Source organism: Vibrio nigripulchritudo ATCC 27043, from assembly GCF_000222685.1.
GTDB classification, from domain to species: domain Bacteria; phylum Pseudomonadota; class Gammaproteobacteria; order Enterobacterales; family Vibrionaceae; genus Vibrio; species Vibrio nigripulchritudo.
This window is the reverse complement of record NZ_AFWJ01000001.1, coordinates 12,813-32,699: the sequence shown is the minus strand read 5'-3', so window position 1 is coordinate 32,699 and position 19,887 is coordinate 12,813. Positions and strand designations below refer to the sequence as shown.

Annotated in this window: 16 protein-coding genes; 6 read left to right on the top strand and 10 right to left on the bottom strand. The window is 46.6% G+C overall.

The features are described 5' to 3' along the window. Window positions 1–3: 3 nt before the first annotated feature. From cpdA to nudF, 3 genes are read right to left on the bottom strand one after another with little or no spacing between them, the layout of a single operon-like run. Window positions 4–819: a 3',5'-cyclic-AMP phosphodiesterase gene (gene cpdA, locus RH89_RS00130; RefSeq protein WP_004397686.1), complete on the bottom strand. Its 816-nt coding sequence runs from the start codon at window positions 817–819 to the stop codon at window positions 4–6. A 32-nt stretch (window positions 820–851) separates the two neighbouring features. Next, a complete protein-coding gene (locus tag RH89_RS00125; RefSeq protein WP_004397685.1) occupies window positions 852–1,277 on the bottom strand; it encodes a DUF1249 family protein in 426 nt (141 codons plus the stop codon). 3 nt (window positions 1,278–1,280) lie between these two features. Beyond that, window positions 1,281–1,907, bottom strand: coding sequence for an ADP-ribose diphosphatase (nudF, locus tag RH89_RS00120; RefSeq protein ID WP_004397683.1), 627 nt, complete (start codon window positions 1,905–1,907; stop codon window positions 1,281–1,283). Window positions 1,908–2,133: 226 nt separating this feature from the next. Here nudF and tolC point away from each other — a divergent pair, with 226 nt between their 5' ends. Beyond that, window positions 2,134–3,438: an outer membrane channel protein TolC gene (gene tolC / locus RH89_RS00115; protein WP_004397682.1), complete on the top strand. Its 1,305-nt coding sequence runs from the start codon at window positions 2,134–2,136 to the stop codon at window positions 3,436–3,438. Window positions 3,439–3,504: 66 nt separating this feature from the next. Here tolC and hldE read toward each other — a convergent pair whose 3' ends face one another. The 4 genes from hldE to RH89_RS00095 form a co-directional block, all read right to left on the bottom strand. After that, a complete protein-coding gene (gene hldE, locus RH89_RS00110; protein WP_004397680.1) occupies window positions 3,505–4,935 on the bottom strand; it encodes a bifunctional D-glycero-beta-D-manno-heptose-7-phosphate kinase/D-glycero-beta-D-manno-heptose 1-phosphate adenylyltransferase HldE in 1,431 nt (476 codons plus the stop codon). 102 nt (window positions 4,936–5,037) lie between these two features. Then, a complete protein-coding gene (glnE, locus tag RH89_RS00105; protein ID WP_004397679.1) occupies window positions 5,038–7,887 on the bottom strand; it encodes a bifunctional [glutamate--ammonia ligase]-adenylyl-L-tyrosine phosphorylase/[glutamate--ammonia-ligase] adenylyltransferase in 2,850 nt (949 codons plus the stop codon). Between the two features lie 103 nt (window positions 7,888–7,990). Continuing rightward, window positions 7,991–9,595: a methyl-accepting chemotaxis protein gene (locus RH89_RS00100; protein ID WP_004397678.1), complete on the bottom strand. Its 1,605-nt coding sequence runs from the start codon at window positions 9,593–9,595 to the stop codon at window positions 7,991–7,993. Window positions 9,596–10,007: 412 nt separating this feature from the next. Continuing rightward, complete coding sequence (locus RH89_RS00095) at window positions 10,008–11,522, bottom strand: CYTH and CHAD domain-containing protein (RefSeq protein ID WP_004397677.1); 1,515 nt, start codon at window positions 11,520–11,522, stop codon at window positions 10,008–10,010. A 201-nt stretch (window positions 11,523–11,723) separates the two neighbouring features. On the opposite strand from RH89_RS00095, the gene RH89_RS00090 reads away from it, so the two are divergent. The 3 genes from RH89_RS00090 (at window position 11,724) to RH89_RS00080 (ending at window position 14,568) form a co-directional block, all read left to right on the top strand. After that, the gene (locus RH89_RS00090; RefSeq protein WP_004397676.1) at window positions 11,724–12,404 is read left to right on the top strand and encodes a TIGR00153 family protein; all 681 of its coding nucleotides are present in this window, start codon (window positions 11,724–11,726) and stop codon (window positions 12,402–12,404) included. Between the two features lie 122 nt (window positions 12,405–12,526). Beyond that, entirely contained in the window at window positions 12,527–13,786 is a 1,260-nt protein-coding gene (locus tag RH89_RS00085; RefSeq protein ID WP_004397675.1) for an inorganic phosphate transporter, read from the top strand. 170 nt (window positions 13,787–13,956) lie between these two features. Further along, window positions 13,957–14,568 carry a TIGR04211 family SH3 domain-containing protein gene (locus RH89_RS00080; RefSeq protein ID WP_004397674.1) on the top strand — a complete coding sequence of 204 codons (612 nt, stop codon included), beginning with the start codon at window positions 13,957–13,959 and terminating at the stop codon, window positions 14,566–14,568. Window positions 14,569–14,655: 87 nt separating this feature from the next. Here RH89_RS00080 and RH89_RS00075 read toward each other — a convergent pair whose 3' ends face one another. Then, a complete protein-coding gene (locus RH89_RS00075) occupies window positions 14,656–15,378 on the bottom strand; it encodes a general secretion pathway protein GspB (protein WP_004397673.1) in 723 nt (240 codons plus the stop codon). Further along, entirely contained in the window at window positions 15,371–16,978 is a 1,608-nt protein-coding gene (locus RH89_RS00070) for an ExeA family protein (protein ID WP_004397672.1), read from the bottom strand. The genes RH89_RS00075 and RH89_RS00070 overlap by 8 nt, the downstream gene beginning before the upstream one ends. An 83-nt stretch (window positions 16,979–17,061) precedes the next feature. Here RH89_RS00070 and RH89_RS00065 point away from each other — a divergent pair, with 83 nt between their 5' ends. Beyond that, window positions 17,062–18,273 carry a multifunctional CCA addition/repair protein gene (locus RH89_RS00065; RefSeq protein ID WP_004397671.1) on the top strand — a complete coding sequence of 404 codons (1,212 nt, stop codon included), beginning with the start codon at window positions 17,062–17,064 and terminating at the stop codon, window positions 18,271–18,273. Between the two features lie 94 nt (window positions 18,274–18,367). On the opposite strand, the gene hpt is transcribed toward RH89_RS00065, so the two are convergent. After that, a complete protein-coding gene (gene hpt / locus RH89_RS00060) occupies window positions 18,368–18,901 on the bottom strand; it encodes a hypoxanthine phosphoribosyltransferase (protein WP_004397670.1) in 534 nt (177 codons plus the stop codon). A gap of 254 nt (window positions 18,902–19,155) precedes the next feature. On the opposite strand from hpt, the gene RH89_RS00055 reads away from it, so the two are divergent. Beyond that, window positions 19,156–19,770: a TetR/AcrR family transcriptional regulator gene (locus tag RH89_RS00055; RefSeq protein WP_004397669.1), complete on the top strand. Its 615-nt coding sequence runs from the start codon at window positions 19,156–19,158 to the stop codon at window positions 19,768–19,770. Window positions 19,771–19,887: the final 117 nt, after the last annotated feature.

Here is a 19,887-nt window from a genome sequence, read left to right as displayed (position 1 = left end):
CGACTAATACCCCCCAGCAGAGAAGTCTGGAAGAAACTCTCCATCAGGTAGGCGACCCACCTCTAGTTCTAACTCACCATAGTGAGTCAGTGTCAGCATACGCCAGCCCGGAGAAAGATTATCTAACGCAAAGTCATCGCTATTAGGTTTAAACTGAACACAAGTTGAAGGCGTAGCAACAACTCGAACACCTTGATAAATAACGTCGAAGTCCTGATGTACATGCCCACACAATACGGCTTCAACCTTATCGTACTTGCTCAATATCGACCAAAACGCATCGGCGTCTTTTAAAGAGTGTTGATCAAGCCAGTGGCTCCCCACCAAAACAGGATGATGGTGAAGTAAGACAACCGTCTTGTGATTTGGGTATTCGCTCAGCTTTGCATCAAGCAGGGCAAGCTGCTCCTCACTCAGTCGACCATGGGGAACACCTTCTACCTGGCTGTCCAATAAAATGATCTGCCATTTGTCGTTAAGAACAACGTGCTGAGTGGTCTGAATTTGAGTAGAAGGCAGAATGCTGTGCATTTCCGGTTTAAAATCGTGATTACCCGGCAACCAGAAACATGGCTTCTTTAGCAATGCGATTCCATCTTCAAATCGCTGGTATGACACAGCAGTATGGTCCTGAGAAATATCACCGGTAGCCAAAATAGCATCAAATTCAATTTCATTTGAACGGATAGCATTAACCACAGCCTTGAAGCTCTCAAAGGTGTTAACGCTCAACAGACATCCGTCTTCAGGCTCAAATAAATGCGTGTCTGTAATCTGCAATAGTTTGATATCGCGACTTGAATCTAAGGACAATTTCAAAATATAACCCAGTTAAATCTCTCTACACTGTTTTAGTAAATTGGCGTTCGGCTGATACCGTTTTTTAGACAGAACGTAAGCCACTCACCTAAGAATTGGTTAAGTTGAAACTTTTCGTCCTTTTGCGCCATTTTTGTATTGGGATAATCATAACGAGCAAAGACCCGTGAAATCTGCTCGCTTGCACACACTTCTGCAACGCGAGCATCGTGATAGAGACGCACCGTCATCCTCGGAAGTGGAAAAACGGGCTGTTCGTCACATTGGCATACGTCGATGAGTGTTGTGTACTTGGTGACTTCGCTCACCTCTAACTGATAAGCCATAGACGCCACCTGATAAGAGCGCACATCCCCCACGCTGGGTTGCCCAGGCAGCAATGCATTCAGTTTGGCGTAATTGGTCTCATACACTCTCATAAGAGCGGCGAGATCAACGTGATATGGCTTATTCAACATGGTTTACTTCCAACGGGATTTTAGTTCTTCGTGATGCAGTTCCAACCATTGCAATGCAATTATTGAGGCACCATTCTCAATATTTCCGTCTCTGACGAGCTGATAAGCATCCTGGCGACTCATAACGTGCACTTTTATGTCCTCGTCTTCATAGTCTAAGCCATGAATGCCCTGAGCGCTCGCTGCGTCAACCTGCCCAACAAAAACGTCCAGTTTTTCAGAGCACCCGCCAGAAGAGGGATAATAACTTGTTATGGATTCAATTTTCCCAACTTCAACCCCTGCTTCTTCCATGGCTTCACGCCTTACCACTTCTTCAGAAGATTCATCAGTATCGATAACGCCGGCAACAATTTCCATTTGCCATGGGTTGGCGTGTTCCAGAGCTCCGACTCGGATTTGCTCGATCATGACCACTTTGTCTTCGATTGGGTCGTAAGGCAGTAACGCCGCAGCGTGACCTCGCTCAAACATTTCTCGTTCGACGGGCTCGCTCCAACCACCGGCAAACAATTTATGCTGGAAGGTGTATTTCACCATCGAGAAAAAGCCTCGATAAAGCGATTTTCTTGAGATGATTTTTACATCTTGTGGAGTAAACTGTTGATGTTTGTTGTCTGATTGCTGCATTCCATGTCTCCAGAGATGAGAATTCTAATCATTGTATCCTTTAATCTCCAATGATTGCGCTCAACTTTTTTGATAATGATTGCAAAAATATTTAAATGAATAATTTAATTGCTGTGCTTTCCAGCGATTAATTGCTAAAAAATGCAAAGATAGGCATAAAAAACAAGCGAGTTAGGTTAAACTCGCATTGCTTCAATTTTTATTTTCACAAGGCAGGATAGGCAAAATGAAAAAGCTGCTTCCACTATTGATTACCGCCGCACTGAGCAGTAATGCAGCCTGGGCAGATAACCTGGCAGAGATATACGATCTAGCAAAACAAAACGACCCACAATTACTTGGCGCCGCCGCACAACGTGAAGCAGCCTTTGAAGCCGTGAATAGCTCTCGCAGTACCTTGCTTCCTCAAATTAACCTCACTGCTGGATATAACATCCTTGAGAGCAGTAAAAACGAACGTGATGGCAATGCATTGACTGCCGGCGTTGGTTTTAAACAAGAATTGTATGACCGCAGTAGCTGGGTAAGCTTGGATCAAGCAGAAAAAACTGCCCGTCAGGCAGACTCAGTATACGCAGCAGAGCAACAAGGTTTGATCCTTCGTGTTGCACAAGCCTATTTCGAAGTGCTTCGAGCTCAAGACAGCCTTGACTTCGTTCGAGCTGAAAAAGCTGCGGTTGCTCGTCAGCTTGAGCAAACCAAACAACGTTTTGAAGTCGGTCTGTCTGCGATTACAGACGTGCATGATGCACAAGCACAGTATGACAGTGTTCTTGCTTCAGAAGTACTGCAAGAAAACACGTTGGCGAATAGCTACGAAGCGCTTCGTGAAATCACAGGTGAAGAGCACCAAAATCTCGCCATTCTGGACACTAAACGTTTCTCAGCAAGCCGCCCAGAGTCCACTACAGAATCTCTGATTGAAAAAGCTCAGCAAGAGAACCTCTCGTTGCTGGCAAGACGAATTTCACAAGATATTGCTAAGGATTCCATTTCTCTAGCAGATGCTGGTCACTTACCAAGTCTGACTCTAGACGGTGGTTACAAGTATACAGATAACTCTGGCTCTTCATTGCCAGGTGGAAACGATAACTTTAACGACTTCAACATTGGCATTAATCTAGCCGTACCGCTTTACACTGGTGGTAACATCACTTCTAAAGTGAAGCAGGCTGAAGCCAATTACGTTAAGTCGAGCCAGGAGCTTGAGCAAACCTACCGCACGGTAGTGAAAGATGTTCGTGCACACTATAACAACATCAACGCAACTATTGGGGCTATCCGTGCTTATAACCAGTCTGTGGTTTCTGCAAGGTCAGCGTTAGAAGCGACCGAAGCTGGCTTCGATGTTGGTACTCGTACTATTGTCGATGTACTCGACTCAACACGTCGTCTGTACGATGCTAACCGCAATCTATCTGATGCACGCTACAACTACATCCTGAGTGTTTTACAGCTTCGTCAGGCTGTCGGCACATTGAGCGAGCAAGATATTCTCGATATCAACGCTGGTTTGAAATCCGCGAGCTAATCGCTAGGATTGAAGATATAAAAAACGACGCTTAAGCGTCGTTTTTTGTTTTAACCGAAGGGTAGACTAACCGCGTCCACCTTTGATGGCTTCAATGATTTCTGTCGTTGAGCAACCATCTTCGAAATTAAGAACCTGTACTTCACCGCCAGCAGCAATCACTTCCTCACCACCTGCAATTTCTTCGGGTTTGTAATCACCACCTTTCACCAGCAGGCTCGGCAGAACTTCAGAAATTAAGCGCTGTGGGGTTTCTTCGCTGAATGGCACAACCCAGTCCACCGCGCCCAACCCAGCCAATACCGCCATACGGCGTTCAGTAGAGTTTACCGGTCGACCAGGACCTTTTAACGCCTTGACCGACTCATCGGTATTGACGGCAACAATCAGTCGATCACCCAGTTCTGCTGCATGATTTAGGTAAGAGACATGACCTGCGTGCAAGATATCGAAGCAACCATTGGTCATGACCACTTTCTCACCTTTTGCACGGGCTTTCTTCACTGCATCGATTAGGTCAGCTTCAGTAATTACACCAAAATCGGTGTCCTGAGAGCCGTGTACTGCTTCAGCCAGCTCAATAGTAGAAAGGGTCGATGTACCCAGCTTGCCAACCACCACGCCTGCTGCTGCATTCGCCAGCGCACAAGCTTCATCTAGTGGCTTACCAGCTGCAACAGACGCTGCAAGTACCGAAATAACAGTATCACCCGCACCTGTTACATCAAACACCTCTTTTGCCTGGGTTGGCAGGTGGAAGGGTTCTTGCCCTTTGCGAAGCAGAGTCATGCCGTGTTCACTTCGAGTGACCAGCAGAGCTTCAAAATCGAACTCCTCAATCAAAGCTAAGCCCTTTTCGACCAACTCTTCTTCGTTTTTGACTTTGCCTGCGACCAGCTCAAACTCCGCCATATTTGGTGTAAGCAATGTGGCACCGCGATAACGCTCAAAATCCGCCCCTTTAGGGTCAATGAAAACCGGCACATTCGCAGCGCGTGCTTTCTGGATGAACTGTTGAACGTGTTCCAGAGCGCCCTTTGCATAATCAGACAAAATCACTGACTTCACGTTTGGCAACGCTTTTTCCATACGCTCTAAAACGTATTGCGCATCGGTATTTTCGAAGCTGTCTTCAAAATCGAGGCGAATCAACTGCTGACCACGGCTCATCACTCGAAGTTTGGTGATGGTCGGAAAATCAGGAAGAGCGACAAAATCGCATTTTACTTTCAGAGACGACAACTTATCATTCAGAACTTTTGCAGGCTCATCTTCACCGGTTAACCCAACAAGGTGAGCGTGACCGCCCAGCGCTGCAATGTTCATGGCCACGTTTGCCGCACCGCCAGGACGCTCTTCGTTGTCTTCGACCTTAACCACGGGGACTGGGGCTTCTGGGGAAATGCGTCCCGTTGGTCCGTACCAGTAGCGGTCAAGCATCACGTCGCCAACAATAAGCACTCCTGATTGAGCGTAATCCGGCAAAATTGGTTTCATGTTTGTCTCCAAAAATACAATTCCGGCGGCATAGTAACATAGCCACCAGAACCAAAAAAAGTGGGGTTCAGGCGTAACAGTCAGTCCTGAACATGTTGGCTTTTAGTCGATTAGCCACTCACGCCATGAATGGATAACGCATTCACGTTCTTCTTTAAGTCGATCTTCTGCAACATCCGCATCTTGATTCAACAAGTTACGGTGATGAATTTCATCCCGAATCGTAGTGTATGCCGACGTTAACTTGGCGGCTTGCTGTGCTGGCAACAATGACAGGTTTGCTGCGGCTTCAAGAATGCGCACATTATCGGAGTAAGTCAGCAAAGATTCCGATTGCGAACTGAAGTTTAGGACAAGGTATTGCACCAGAAATTCAATATCGGTGATGCCGCCGGGATCCTGCTTCAACATAAAGCGACCCGATTTCTTTCCGCCTAAGTGGTCGCGCATTTTTTCACGCATTTCCACCACTTCTTTCTTCAGTTTGTCCTGTTCACGAGATTGCGACAGCACCTTAGCGCGAGTTGCTTCAAAGGCTTCTTTTAAAGGCGCATCGCTATAAATTGCGCGCGCACGTACTAACGCCTGATGTTCCCATGTCCAGGCATCCTGAAGCTGATACTCTTCAAATGCATCCGTTGGGCTCACCAACATTCCAGACGCACCAGACGGGCGAAGACGCGTATCGGCTTCATACAAAATACCCGACGCTGTCCGAGTAGAGAAAATGTGGATGATTCGCTGAGCAAGTCGGAGGTAGAACTGTCGACCATCGATTTCTTTTTTTCCATCGGTGTACACATGAACCGGGCAGTCGTGCATGAACACGATGTCCAGATCCGAGTTGTAACCCAGCTCCCAGCCACCCACTTTGCCGTATCCAATCACCGCAAAGCCTTTTCCATCTCTGTCTTTAAGGTGGGTAGGTTCACCGTACTTTTCCGTAACTTGTAGCCAGGCTTGCCCAACGACCGCTTCAACAATGGCCTCTGCAAGATACGTCAAGTGGTCACTTACTTTCATGACGGGCAACACACCTGCAATGTCAGCCGCCGCAATTCGAAGAATGCAGATCTGCTTAAACTGACGCAGCGCTTCCATCTGCTGCTCCATATCGTCCTCGGGGATTCGAGCAAGATAATCACGCAGCTCCGACTTGTATTCCGTTAAGGGTATTGGATTGTAAAGATGCTGAGGATCGAGTAGCTCATCCAGAAGAATGGGGTAGCGGGAAAGCTGCTCGGATATCATTGGACTGGCAGTACAGAGCCTTACGAGCTGAGTCAGTGCCGCCGGGTGTTCGTCCAGAAGCTCAAGGTAGGTTGTACGAGTGCATATGTTGTGCAGAAGATGCAGCACACGCGGTAAACCGAATTCCGCATCCTTGTGGTTATACAAAGCATGGAAGATTTTCGGCATGAGGCGGTTTAAAACTTCACGCCCTCTCGGTCCCAACGTTTTTTTCGCCAGATCGGTTTTAAAGCCAACAATAGTTTGCACCATGGGTTCTGGGGTTTCGACTTTTAAGTCATCTTCCAGAATGTGAGTAAGCACTTCCTCTTTATGAGCAAGATCCCACATTTCACTGAAGTGTTTGGCGACGGTTTGTGTCTCTTCCTCTTCTTCGCCAATCAGCAGTTCGAATACACCATGAATGTTCTCCATGTACTGGCCGATTTGTTCACGCAATGCTTCCCAACTTTCCGCTTTGAGGGCAAATGCCAGTCTCTGCCTGTCCAGCTCTTTGTCTGGTAGCGTTTGAGTCTGTTTATCACCAATTGCCTGAATCAAATTTTCTAGTTTTCTGAGGAACAGATAACCTTCGCGCAGTTGTCCAACTTCTTCTGAGTTGAGCAAGGCTTTGTCTTCGATAGCATTCAACGTTTCAAGCAAGCCACGACCACGCAAGCTTGGCTCGCGACCACCGCGAATCAACTGGAAAACCTGAGCAATGAATTCCACTTCACGAATGCCACCAGCACCCAGTTTAATGTTGTCCGACAAACCACGACGGCGCACTTCGGTGCTGATCATCGACTTCATTCGACGCAATGACTGAATGGCACTGAAATCAATGTAACGGCGGAATACGAACGGACGTAACATCCCACGCAGTTCCTGATATTCCGGGTACATTTCCCGCCCCATGACTCGGGCTTTGATCATGGCGTAGCGTTCCCAGTCACGCCCCTGCTCCTGGTAATAATCTTCAAGAGCAGCATAACTCATTACCAATGGACCACTTTCACCAAACGGGCGTAGCCTCATATCAACTCGGTAACAGAAACCGTCGAAGGTTTGTTGATCTAACGCTTTAATTAAACGCTGACCTAATCGTGTGAAGAATTGCGCATTGGCAATACTGCGTCTGGCACCTTGAGTTTCGCCGTTTTCCGGGTAGGTAAAAATCAGGTCGATATCAGACGAGAAATTTAACTCACCTCCACCCAGTTTTCCCATACCAATGATGAGCATAGGTTGGGCTTCACCATTTTCATTACATGGGGTTCCCCACTCGTTACAGCAGGTTTGATAGAGGTGGTGATAGGTTTCAAAAATCAATGCTTCTGCTAATGCAGACAAGTGAAGCAGACTGTTTTCCAATGACCAGGAAGAAGTGAAATCTCGCCATGCGATATAGACCATTTCCCGACGACGGAATTCTCGAAGCCTTTTCATCATGGCGTTCTCGTCTTCCGTTTTCGCCAAAAGCTTCTTCAATCTATCGCGATAATCCACCGACCGATTCTGCGTCGCCAGCATCTCTGGCAGGCGTTTACACAGCTTTTCATCTCGCAGCAAGCTGTCGGAAATAAAATCGCTTAATCCAAGAACACGTTCCAACTCGACCAGTTTGTTCTCTGGCCAGGTTTCAAACACGGATGGGTATTGTTCTTCGATCTTTTGACGTGAAAGTTGGGCTTGTTCGGCAATCGGCGTCGGTAAGGTCATTGTCTATCCCTGTCAACGAGTTAGGTTATTTTTATTCGATTTACCATATCACATAAAAAAACGCCCACATATGGGATGTGGGCGTTATTTAGCGATTTTATAATCAAACATTAAACGACTGTATTTTACCATCTAGCTCTTCGGCATTGGTCTGCATGATTTCGGAGGTTTCAAGCAGCTCGCTGACAACCACAACCGAAGCTTCAACCAGTTCACGAACATTGGTCAGGTTCTGGTTCATCTCTTCGGCAACCGTACTCTGCTGACCCGCAGCGGTGGCGATCTGGAAGTTCATGTCGTTGATTTCACTTACCTGAGCCACGATACCATCAAGCTCGGTGCCAGCATTGGTAACCAGATCGACCCCTTCTGCTGCTTCCACAACACTTTTTTCCATCAGCTCTACCGCAGAATTGGCACTGCTTTGTAGCTGAGTAATCATTTCCTGAATTTCAACTGTTGCTTGCTGAGTACGTTGTGCAAGATTTCGAACTTCGTCGGCGACGACTGCGAAACCACGACCCGCTTCACCAGCACGAGCCGCCTCAATAGCCGCATTCAATGCCAACAGGTTAGTCTGCTCAGAAATCCCCTGAATCGTTCCTACTACGCTACCAATGGATTCAACACGCTCTTCCACTTGGTTAACTGCTTGTGCCGACTCGGAAATGTCTCCTGATAGCTCACTCATTTTGCCAACTGTGTCCTGAACAAATCGTTGACCTTGCTGCGCTTGTTGAGAAGCATTTTCTGTCACAGATGAAGCGTTTTGTGCATGCTCTGCGACGGTTTGCACCGTTGTCGTCATCTCGCTCATCGCAGTTGCTAGCTGGTCGATTTCGTTAAACTCTTCTTGTGCCGATTCTTTTGTCTCAGACATGCTGATCGTCATGACTTCGGTAAGACCAGACAACTCTTGTGATGAATCGATCTGCATCTTGATCACTTCTTGCAACTGAGCTCGTGTCTTTTCCAGCTCGCGAGCGAGATCGCCGTATTCATCTTTGCATTCCATGTTGATCGGTGTGGACAGATCTTTATCTGCCATACGCTGGATGCTGGATGCGATGTATTGAGTCTGGCGAAGCATGATTCTTGCCGCGCCCAGAAGCAATACAACAAATACGATGATCATCACAATGGTTTGCCAGAACACTTGCATTAGGTATTCGTCGTAACGCATCTGTGCAACATCGCCGCTTTGCGAGGCAACAACAAACCAATCGGCACCATTGATTTTACTGGCGTATTCAAAACGATTGCCGTTTTCCAGCTCGAAACCAAAGCCGGAAGAAGCACTGCCGATCAGGCCAGAAAGCTGTTGACCATTTTCTGTGGTTTGAGAAAGATCCGAGATTTGTCTGGCAGAAGGGTGACCTAATACTTTGCCAGTATTGCGTTCTACCAGATAAACGTAGTGATTGTTGTCTGAATTCTTAACCAGTGCGGTGATGGTTTTTTCTGCCAGAGACGTGGCACCTGAACCGTTACTCGCTAATACGCTATCAATAAATGAAGCTTGAGCGTGAGAAACTTCTTTGGCTTGGTCTTTTTGGACAATTACCAAGGAGTCATAAAAAGTGCTCGCATCCCACAATTGTTTCGCAATGATCAAAACGGTACTGAATACCATCAACATTACGAGTTTTGGGACCAAACGAATGTCAGTAATGACTCGTTCCCACGGCTTGAATTTCATGCTCGCCATCGCACCTACTCCACCTTTTGTTCATCTTTCATTGCGAACGTTCATTTTTAATAGGGCACGAACGTTGCCGCATTCCTTATGAGACGTAGCTTTATCGTTGTTGAGGATTTATTTTACGCCTCGTATGAAAAAAGCATGATAACAAAGACATCAGACAGTCATTGAGCTACCAGTCACTTTTCGTCTACGGATTGCCCTAATTGTGATCCAATGCTTGTTGTTCACGCATTTTGTTGAGAAACCCGTGATTTTTGTATCGGCATTGATACAGAAACCTGAAGTAACTTTTTGAGTTAGATAAAGAAATGAGCCCGAATTGAGCTAAAAAATAAAGAGTGGATATTAGTCTTATCACATAGATTACCCAAGTGAAGGACATTCACTTGGGTAATGGATTTAAGATTTTTGCTATTTATTGCCAATAAGGTGTGGCATCGATGCTCATCTGGCGAGTCTGTTCCATGGCATGCAAGATGGAGTTCTCCTGGCGAATCAGCCAACGCTCCAGTTGCGCTTGCTCATCACCTTCCAATTGCTCCAACAACGCATGCAAAGGTTCTAACATTAAAAGATCATCAATTCCCTGCCTGAGATCTTCCCATGGCAGCCGGAAAGCATTGCGGTCTTCAAAGTCATAAATAGATGCGAAGCAGATGCCAGTGTAAAGATTGCGGGTCAATCGGTATTGCTGGTCAATGTATTCTTGTCGGTTCAATTGACGCTCAGGTGGAAACGCTTCAACCAGCTCAGCCCAAGTTCTGTCGAGTTGTTTTGCCGAGAACTGTCGCACACCTTGTGCCATTTTCTCTCTTGCTTTGTCATCAAGAAACGGCTGCCAGCCACGGGTCAGGATCCAGCGGCTCAGATCTAACAACAAACCTGTGTAGCGCGATGAACAAAGTAATTTAAGTGCCTGTTCTCTGTCTGGCAGGGCGTCCCGTTGAATACCAAGCTGATCCACCAGCCATTTCCGAGCATCCAGTTTACGCAGGACGTGCCCTTTGTCTTCCATCAGATCGTCAAGGTAAACCGCAGTTTTCAACCAGTTCAGTTCTTCTTCTAGCCACATCAGTTCTTGGCGAAGAATCGCACTGGCACGGCGCGGTACAATGCCTCCAAACACAGACAGGGTCTGACGAATGAATCCGATGGAATGTGCAATTTCATGAAGGGCGTTGAATTCATCACGCTCAACATAAATTTGTTCGTGATAATGCCAATGTTCCAGAGCATGTTCTAACGACTGAATGAAGCAGTATTCCGCGTTGTGCGAAGTTTCTGTAGAAACCAGAGGTAGCGGTTTTACTTTGTCACCTTCATAGCCATAAGCCAGTCGGTAACCGCGTGCGGCTTTGCTTAGGTTACCTAATCGCATGCCACCATTTTCACTCAATGTGCGGGCGAGATTGAAAAGCGCATCTGTCTGACCAGACTTAAGCTCAAGTTCAACTTCACAAATCTCATCCCGATTGCCACTTGCACTCACCCACCCCTGATCAAACGCAACTTCAACCTGACTGCCGTCAGACATACTGATAAGCCATTGCTCGCGTTTGAAATCGGTAGAAAAAATGGGAGTAAGCTCTTGCTGAAGCACGTCTAATTCTTTGCCTACTGGCCATATATCGTTAGGATGAAGTGTCAGGTCGGGAGAATTGCTGGAATGTTCTGCATTATATTCAGGTCGTTGATGCAAACCTGCGACAACACGCCCTGCGGTTTTGACTGTCTGAACAAAGACATCATCGTAGCGTCGAATCCGTAGACCAGTGTCGTGTTGTCTTAACCAATTATCCGGTGTATCGAAGTAGGTGTTACCCAGCTCTCGACAACTGTGCTGAAGAACTTTTTCTTCAGCTATTTTGGCAACCAAAGTCGTTGAAAATTCAGGTGAAACGAAAAACTTCAGTTCTATCTCGGTTTCCATATTTTTACCTTTAACGGATGACCCTGACAGCATATTGCCTAATACCATCATCGGCAAGTGGCAAATATAGCCCAAATGATGATCTAAAACAGTTTTAATGATGGATTGATTAGGTTAACATGCGCGACTTTATAGCCATCGTTCAAGATTTCGCCTTATGGCTGAAGTTTCTATAGGTTATATTTTTTAGGTTGAATAACCATGCCAGTAAATACAATTATGGGGTTATTTGCAAAGTCCCCTATTAAACCTTTGCAACGCCACGTTGTGTGTGTGAATGAGTGCTGCTCCCACCTGGTAAATTTCTTTGAAGTTTGCTCTCAGGGCGATTGGGAAAAAGCCAGTGAAATTCGCGCACAGATTTCTCACCTGGAGAAGGAAGCGGATTCCCTTAAACGAGAAATTCGCTTAAAGCTGCCTCGTGGTTTGTTCTTACCTGTAGACCGCACAGACATGCTTGAACTGCTGACTCAGCAAGACAAGCTGGCCAATCTGGCGAAGGATATTGCCGGTCGCGTCGTCGGACGTCAGCTGCAAATTCCAGAGCCACTTCAGGAAAACTTCATTTTGTATGTCAAACGTTGCCTTGATGCTGCAGAACAAGCACAGAAAGTGATCAACGAACTGGACGAATTACTGGAAACTGGCTTTAAGGGTCGCGAAGTCACTTTAGTGGCAGAGATGATCCATCAACTGGATGCCATCGAAGATGATACCGATGCCATGCAGATTGAACTGCGCCAGCAACTTATGGCGATCGAATCGAAGTACAATCCGATCGACATCATGTTCTTATACAAGATTTTAGAATGGGTAGGTGGCATCGCCGATCAAGCTCAGCGCGTTGGCGCAAGGCTTGAGCTGATGTTATCTCGTTCATAAACGAAAACTGAAACACATAACATGAGATGGGATTGTAATAAGGCGCACGGAGAGCTTGTGTGCCTTTCTTGTGCGCTTGTACAAAACTCCCCTCATACGTTATCCAACAACTAGGTATTACGATGGATATCCTCGCGAACTACGGCACTATCATTATTTTAGTTGCAGCATTATTTGGCTTCATGATGGCTATCGGTATTGGTGCAAATGATGTAGCAAACGCCATGGGTACATCAGTTGGCTCTAAAGCGCTGACTGTAAAACAAGCGATCATCATCGCGATGATTTTCGAATTTGCCGGTGCTTACTTAGCAGGCGGTGAAGTGACGGATACGATCCGTAAAGGGGTAATCGAAACCTCTCTGTTTGCTGATCAGCCAGACGTTTTGGTCTACGGTATGATGTCTGCCCTTCTGGCAGCGGGTACCTGGCTACTATTGGCTTCCTACATGGGCTGGCCAGTATCAACAACACACTCTATCATTGGTGCCATTATTGGTTTCGCCTGTATCTCCGTTGGTACTGAAGCCGTTGACTGGGCCTCAGTTCAAGGCATCGTAGGTAGCTGGATCATCACGCCAATCATTTCTGGTTTCTTCGCTTACGTGATCTTTGTGAGTGCACAGCGCCTGATTTTCGATACGGAAAACCCGCTGATCAACGCGAAACGCTTTGTCCCGGTGTACATGTTCATTACCACTATGGTTATTGCGCTTGTTACCATCAAGAAAGGTCTAAAGCACGTTGGCTTGCACCTGAGCAACACAGAAGCATGGCTATGGTCTGCTGGTGTCTCTGGTCTAATTATGATTGGCGGTTACCTGTACATTCAGAAGAAATTTGCTCACCGCGAAGACGACCACAGTTTTGCTGGCGTTGAAAGTATATTCAGCGTACTGATGGTGATCACTGCATGTGCCATGGCTTTTGCTCACGGTTCTAACGATGTTGCGAACGCAATCGGTCCTCTTTCAGCGGTAGTATCCACAGTTGAAAACCTAGGTGAAATCACCACGAAAAGCTCTATTGCCTGGTGGATCCTTCCTCTTGGTGGTATTGGTATTGTTGTCGGTCTGGCGACTATGGGTCACAAAGTAATGGCTACCGTAGGTACAGGCATTACAGAACTGACTCCAAGCCGTGGTTTCGCCGCTCAGCTTGCAACAGCTTCAACCGTTGTTCTGGCATCAGGTACTGGTCTGCCAATTTCAACTACTCAAACTTTGGTGGGTGCGGTTCTGGGTGTAGGTTTCGCCCGTGGTATCGCAGCACTGAACCTAGGTGTAGTGCGTAATATCGTTGCTTCCTGGGTCGTAACACTACCAGCAGGCGCGCTGCTTGCTGTTGTGTTCTTCTATGCAATCCAAGGGATGTTTATGTAAGGCTTTTGTTAGCCACATGTCATTATTGACTCAAACGCACAGAAAGGGAGGCTTTGCCTCCCTCTTTTGTTGCACCAGTGCCTGAAACTTCATACTATCTGTGTCTAATTAAGAATAAAGGGGTAGCGTCAAAGTGTTATCCCACCTCATCATCAGTTAAGGGACGTACCGTGAAAAAACTTATTTGTCTGGTCCTCTTTAGCATGCTTGCCGCACCAGTCAGTTTTGCCAAAGACCGCTACATTTCAGACAACCTATTCACTTACATGCACGCTGGACCGAGTAACCAGTTTCGTATTATTGGCAGTGTAAATGCAGGCGACAAAATTACCTTAGTCGCGACAAACCGTGAAACAGGATACAGCCAGGTCGTTGACTCAAAAGGTCGTAAGGGTTGGGTAGAAAGCAAATACGTATCGACCAGACCAAGCATGGCAGAACGCTTACCTAAGCTGGAAAAAGAGCTGGGTGAAGTAAAAGAGAAGCTGGCTAACGCTCGTAAAAATTCAGATGATGAAAAAGCAGGGCTGGTGGATTCTCTTGAGTCGCGTAATGAACAAATCAAAGAACTTGAGAAAAACTACGCAGACATGAACAAGCAGTTGACCGCGTCTCAGAGCGAAGTACGCGAACTGCGCGCCAAGCTAGACACTCAAAAAGAAGACTTGCTGCTTAAGTACTTCATGTACGGTGGCGGAGTTGCCGGAATTGGACTTATCTTAGGTTTGATTCTTCCGCACCTTATCCCGCGTAGGAAGAAATCGCCTTCTGGTTGGGCATAATCGAATTATCTAGATTCTGATGACATTAAAAAGGGCTCCTCTCGGAGCCCTTTTGATATTTAACCTGTTCTCGGGATAAGAGAATAGCTAACGCCACTCATACAATGCAGGGATTTCTATCTTCTCCCCTTCAAAGTCCACCACTACGGTTCTTGGAGTGATACTTTCAATCTTGACTCGCTCATCCACCCAATCGCCTTCTTTCACTTCCTGACCATTGACCTTCACCCAACGTCTGTCGCTGCTTGAGGCGTACATGTGGGTTTGGAGGTTCAGCGCGGGTAATTTTCCACGAAAACGGCGTTCATTCCCCACTAACTCTGTGACTTCATATTGAGCATCGTCCCGGTTGCGAATACTTCCGGAGGTAGATGTGTCACTGATCGCCGACTGAACCATTTGCGCCAACTCAGGAGACAGTTCAGACAAATCAAGATTATCCAGCGATTCACCTGAGCGTTCAGGCTTGGCAGATTCTGTTTCTACAGGTTGGTAGACAAATTCCTGAGGCGTATTTTCAACAGGTTGCCCGTCAACCGTTGGGAGCGCCACAAGTTCACCAAACTGAGGAAAGTCCAGAATCTTAGCCTGCTGCACTTTCACACTTTCAACCTGAACAATAGGAGACGTGTCTGGCTGGTAGTTTAAGTAGTGCCAACTGGCAACCAAAATCGCCGGAGTGAACAGTATGACTGTTTTAAAAAATCCAGACCCACTTGCTGCTCGTGCTGGTCCTGCACGAACCTGAGCCGCCTGAGGACGCTGATACCCCGATTCTGTTTGCTTGAGCCTTTGAAGTACATTAGACATCGGTTGGCTCCTCTTTCTTTGGTGTTAATGTGGGTGCCGACTCATTGGTGATCAAATCCAAAAGCTGCAATGTTTTCGCTCCGGCTATCCCATCCACAAACAACCCCTGCCAACGCTGAAACGCTTCTACTTTTTCTTTGAGGCTTTCGTCGAAAATGCTGTTACTTTCTGAGCTTTCTCCAAGAGCCTTCGAAAGCATACCTTCTAACGCCGCCACAGGCTCACCCTGATTTCCTAACTTTAAGGTCTGAGCGATAGGGTCGTGCCAGATTGTTCGGTACTCTCCTGCCCACTTTTCTTCTAGCCAGAAGCGGGGAACTTCCACTCGCTCATCGCCTAGAAGCAGTTGCGCATTATCGTTGTTCAGGGAGAACAACACAGCGTAATGACGTTGGTTATTCACGTTCAGTGCAAACACCACTGGGCGATTCTGCTTGCCCACTTCATCCAAGGTGCCCGTTTCAACGGTACAGTAATAGGCAGACTCTGTTCTTTCGCATTCAGAATCTCTTACCGAGCCCTGAAGCCCCCAGACATTAAATAGCTTCAACGTTGCTGCAATCGCATCATGACTGCCAGACAATATCGGAGCGAGCGTCTGCTCAACTGGTACTTTGACCGTCTGAGTTTCTACTCGCACTTCCCTTGGCGCCTCTGGCATCCATTTTTGTAGGGCAAGTGGCGTAGCAAAGTAAGCAAAAGCTGCCAGCGCAGCACTCGAACCCAATAACATCAGAGAGGGCAGCACACTGGTTCGTGAGGATTTCGTAGTTATGACTGATTCGACAGGTGCTTGAAACGCCATCACGTCTTCACTCGCCGCCTGAGCGATCGTCTTATTCACCGTTTTAACGCCACTTTGGCTGGCATATTGAAGGCACTTGTCACACACCAGGTTAATCAACCTTGGAATGCCCTGAGTAAATCGAGCTATGGTTTTCACCGCAGCAGGTTCAAACAGTTCAGAAGATCCATTCGCCTGCGCAAGACGAAAGTCAATGTATTCGCCGATTTCCGCGGGGTTAAGAGGCAATAAGTGATAACGCCCTGTTATCCTTTGCGCTAACTGACGCAGCTCTGTGGTTTGCAATTTGGCTTGCAATTCTGGCTGACCGATTAACAACACTTTCAACAGTTTCTGGCTGTCAGTTTCAAGGTTGGTCAGCAACCTGAGTTGCTCTAAAACGTCGGGCAAGAGGTGCTGCGCTTCATCAATAATCAGAAGCGTCTGAAACCCGTTGTCATAGTTGTCGAGCAGGAATTGCTGAATCGACTGAGTCAGAATCTTCAGAGAAGCTTCATCTGGATACTCAATCCCAAACTCATCACAAATCGCTTCCAGTAAATCCTGACTGGAATAGGTAGGGTTGAGAATCAACGCTGCTTTGGTCTCTTCACCCAGAGCAGACAACATGGCTTTTGACACGGTAGTTTTCCCCGTGCCTACTTCGCCCGTCAGCATCGCAAAACCGCCGCCCTCACCCAAACCGGATTGAAGGTGGTTCATCGCTTCACGATGACGAGCGCTTAAATACAGGTACTTTGAACTGGGTACTATTGAGAATGGCAATTCAGTAAAACCGAAAAAATCCTTATACATGCTCATCTCTCTTCGCTAAGATTCTGGCAAATTACCATTGTGACGAGGTTTGTAAAGCCTCACGACAAACTAGGGAGTCAAACTTGGACGTATATTTAGTCGGTGGCGCCGTTCGTGACCAGTTACTGGGCATTTCTGTCCACGACAAAGATTGGGTAGTCGTAGGCAGTTCACCTGAACAAATGCTGTCACAAGGCTTTCAGACCGTTGGGAAAGACTTTCCTGTTTTCCTGCACCCTAAGACTCATGAAGAATACGCACTGGCTCGAACAGAACGTAAATCAGGTCATGGCTACACCGGGTTCGAATGTCACTTTTCTCCTGATGTGGCCATCGAAGATGATCTCCTGCGTCGTGACTTAACGATCAATGCCATGGCACAGCATGAAGACGGCACCATTATCGATCCCTATGGCGGGCAACAGGATCTTCAAAACAAAGTGCTAAGACACGTATCGGATGCGTTTGTCGAAGATCCATTGCGCGTTCTTCGTGTTGCGCGTTTTGCCGCCAAGCTTGCGCCTTTAGGATTTACCGTGGCGGATGAAACCCTAGAATTAATGTGCAAGATAGCGCAATCCGGAGAACTCTCACACCTGACAGCGGAGAGGGTCTGGCAGGAATGGCATAAGTCTCTCACTACCGAAAGACCTGACGTTTTTCTTGAAGTGCTCAGACAATGTGGCGCTCTGAAAGTCGTTCTTCCTGAATTGGATGTTCTGTTTGGTGTACCACAGCCTGAGCAATGGCACCCGGAAATTGATACGGGGATCCACACTTTAATGGTTGCCAGGCAGGCTGCCGATTTGAGCAAGGATCCAGTCATTCGCTTCGCCGCACAGGTACACGATCTTGGAAAAGGCGTGACACCGGAGGAAGAATGGCCGAGTCATAAGATGCACTGCCATACTGGTCTCAAAGTGATCAAGCAGCTGTGTAGTCGCATCAAGATCCCAAATGAATATCGCGACACGGCTTTGGTGGTGTGCGAACACCACACCAACATTCACAGAGCAGAAGAACTTCGAGCCAATACGAAACTCAAGATCCTCAATAAACTGGATGTATGGCGAAAACCTGAAAGGCTAAAGCAACTGTTGATCTGTTGTGAGGCGGATCATCGTGGACGTTTAGGTTTGGAAGACAACCCCTACCCTCAGACCCACATTTTCAATCAAGCCTACCAAGCTGCATTAAGAGCCGACGTGCAAGATGTGATTCGGGATGGGTTTACCGGAAAGAACATCCGGGAAGAGCTAGACAGAAGACGCTTGAATTTTATTAAAGAAATATAAACCACGAAAAAGCGCCACCTTCTAAGAAAGTGGCGCTTTTTGCTCTAAGCTCTAAGCTCTAAGCTCTAAGCTCTAAGCTCTAAGCTCTAAGAAATTATTCTTGAGGTACCACTTTACCAATGTAAGGCAAGTTACGGTATTTCTGAGCGTAATCAATACCAACACCGACAACAAACTCGTCTGGGATTTCAAAACCGATAAATTTCGCATCCACTTCCACTTCGCGACGAGAAGGCTTATCCAGCAACGTACAGATTTGAATAGACGCAGGCTCACGAATCTCAAGGATCTCACAAACTTTGCTTAGCGTATTACCTGTATCGATGATGTCTTCCACCAGCAGCACGTCTTTGTCCTTAATGTCGTCATCCAGATCTTTCAGGATGCGGACATCGCGTGAACTTTCCATCGCATTGCCGTAACTTGATGCTGTCATAAAGTCCACGGTGTGGTTTTGACCGATAGTACGGGTAAGGTCAGCCATAAAAACAAACGAACCACGCAGCAGTCCCACCAACACCAGTTCTTTGTCTGAGTTCTTGTAATGTTCGGTGATTTTCTCGCCCAATTCGACAACGCGCTTCTGAACATCTTGCTCAGAAATCATGACTTCAACTGTATGTTTCATACTGCTCTCAATTTATTAGTGACTGATTTTGTAGAATAAATCACATTATCTAAAATTTATATTTTCGTTAATGTGCGTCCATTAACACATTTTACCATTGCAAACTACTCAGGGAAATTTTTAACTTGGTCATGAAAATGAGTACTTTCCGGCATTTCTTCATTGACACTTTTATATGCACCATTACACTCATAATGCAAATCTAATTATAAAATAATCATTAAACTTTATATGTTGGCAAGGAAATAAAAACTATGGATACAGTAAAAAAACGTCCAAGAACAAGGCTATCTCCACAAAAGCGTAAAGAACAGCTTCACGATATTGCTATCGAAGTGTTCGCAAAACGCGGCATCGGTCGCGGGGGTCACGCTGATATCGCAGAAATTGCACAGGTTTCTGTTGCAACCGTATTCAACTACTTCCAAACACGTGAAGACTTGGTTGATGAAGTACTGAGTCAGGTTGAAAAGCAATACGCGCTATTCATCAATGAAAGCTTGAAGGTTGACGCAACAGCTGAAGAAAACCTGACAAGCCTAACGCAAAACATCATCAAAGCGGCACTGGATGGCACTCACTGGATGAAAGTCTGGTTTGAGTGGAGCACATCCACTCGTGAAGAAGTGTGGCCACTGTTCCTGTCTAGCAACGAAGAGTCACAAAAGCGTATTGAAGACATGTTCCTGACAGCAATGGAACGTGGCGAAGTATGTGACGAGCATAAAGCCGAAGACTTAGCGAAACTGCTTCACGGCATCTGCTACTCATTGTACGTACAGGCAAACCGTAACCCGGATCCTGAGTACTTAGAAGGTTTGGTTGGCAGCTTCCTTGGCATGCTTTGCATTTACAAGCAAGACCACTAATCATTGACTAGGGTCTGTTGAATTGAAAAACGGAGGGTTTACCCTCCGTTTTTATTTCCGTTAAACAAAATCGGGATTTCAATACAACAAAAAAACCGCTGACAAGCAGCGGTTTTC

Bases quoted from the DNA above. Each gene is read 5' to 3' on its own strand.
- glnE (WP_004397679.1), bottom strand. From the start codon at position 7,887: ATGACCTTACCGACGCCGATTGCCGAACAAGCCCAACTTTCACGTCAA.
- RH89_RS00075 (WP_004397673.1), bottom strand. From the start codon at position 15,378: ATGTCTAATGTACTTCAAAGGCTCAAGCAAACAGAATCGGGGTATCAG.
- RH89_RS00125 (WP_004397685.1), bottom strand. From the start codon at position 1,277: ATGTTGAATAAGCCATATCACGTTGATCTCGCCGCTCTTATGAGAGTG.
- RH89_RS00085 (WP_004397675.1), top strand. From the start codon at position 12,527: ATGGATATCCTCGCGAACTACGGCACTATCATTATTTTAGTTGCAGCA.
- hldE (WP_004397680.1), bottom strand. From the start codon at position 4,935: ATGAAACCAATTTTGCCGGATTACGCTCAATCAGGAGTGCTTATTGTT.
- nudF (WP_004397683.1), bottom strand. From the start codon at position 1,907: ATGCAGCAATCAGACAACAAACATCAACAGTTTACTCCACAAGATGTA.
- RH89_RS00100 (WP_004397678.1), bottom strand. From the start codon at position 9,595: ATGGCGAGCATGAAATTCAAGCCGTGGGAACGAGTCATTACTGACATT.
- hpt (WP_004397670.1), bottom strand. From the start codon at position 18,901: ATGAAACATACAGTTGAAGTCATGATTTCTGAGCAAGATGTTCAGAAG.
- RH89_RS00090 (WP_004397676.1), top strand. From the start codon at position 11,724: ATGCCAGTAAATACAATTATGGGGTTATTTGCAAAGTCCCCTATTAAA.
- RH89_RS00055 (WP_004397669.1), top strand. From the start codon at position 19,156: ATGGATACAGTAAAAAAACGTCCAAGAACAAGGCTATCTCCACAAAAG.
- RH89_RS00070 (WP_004397672.1), bottom strand. From the start codon at position 16,978: ATGTATAAGGATTTTTTCGGTTTTACTGAATTGCCATTCTCAATAGTA.
- tolC (WP_004397682.1), top strand. From the start codon at position 2,134: ATGAAAAAGCTGCTTCCACTATTGATTACCGCCGCACTGAGCAGTAAT.
- RH89_RS00095 (WP_004397677.1), bottom strand. From the start codon at position 11,522: ATGGAAACCGAGATAGAACTGAAGTTTTTCGTTTCACCTGAATTTTCA.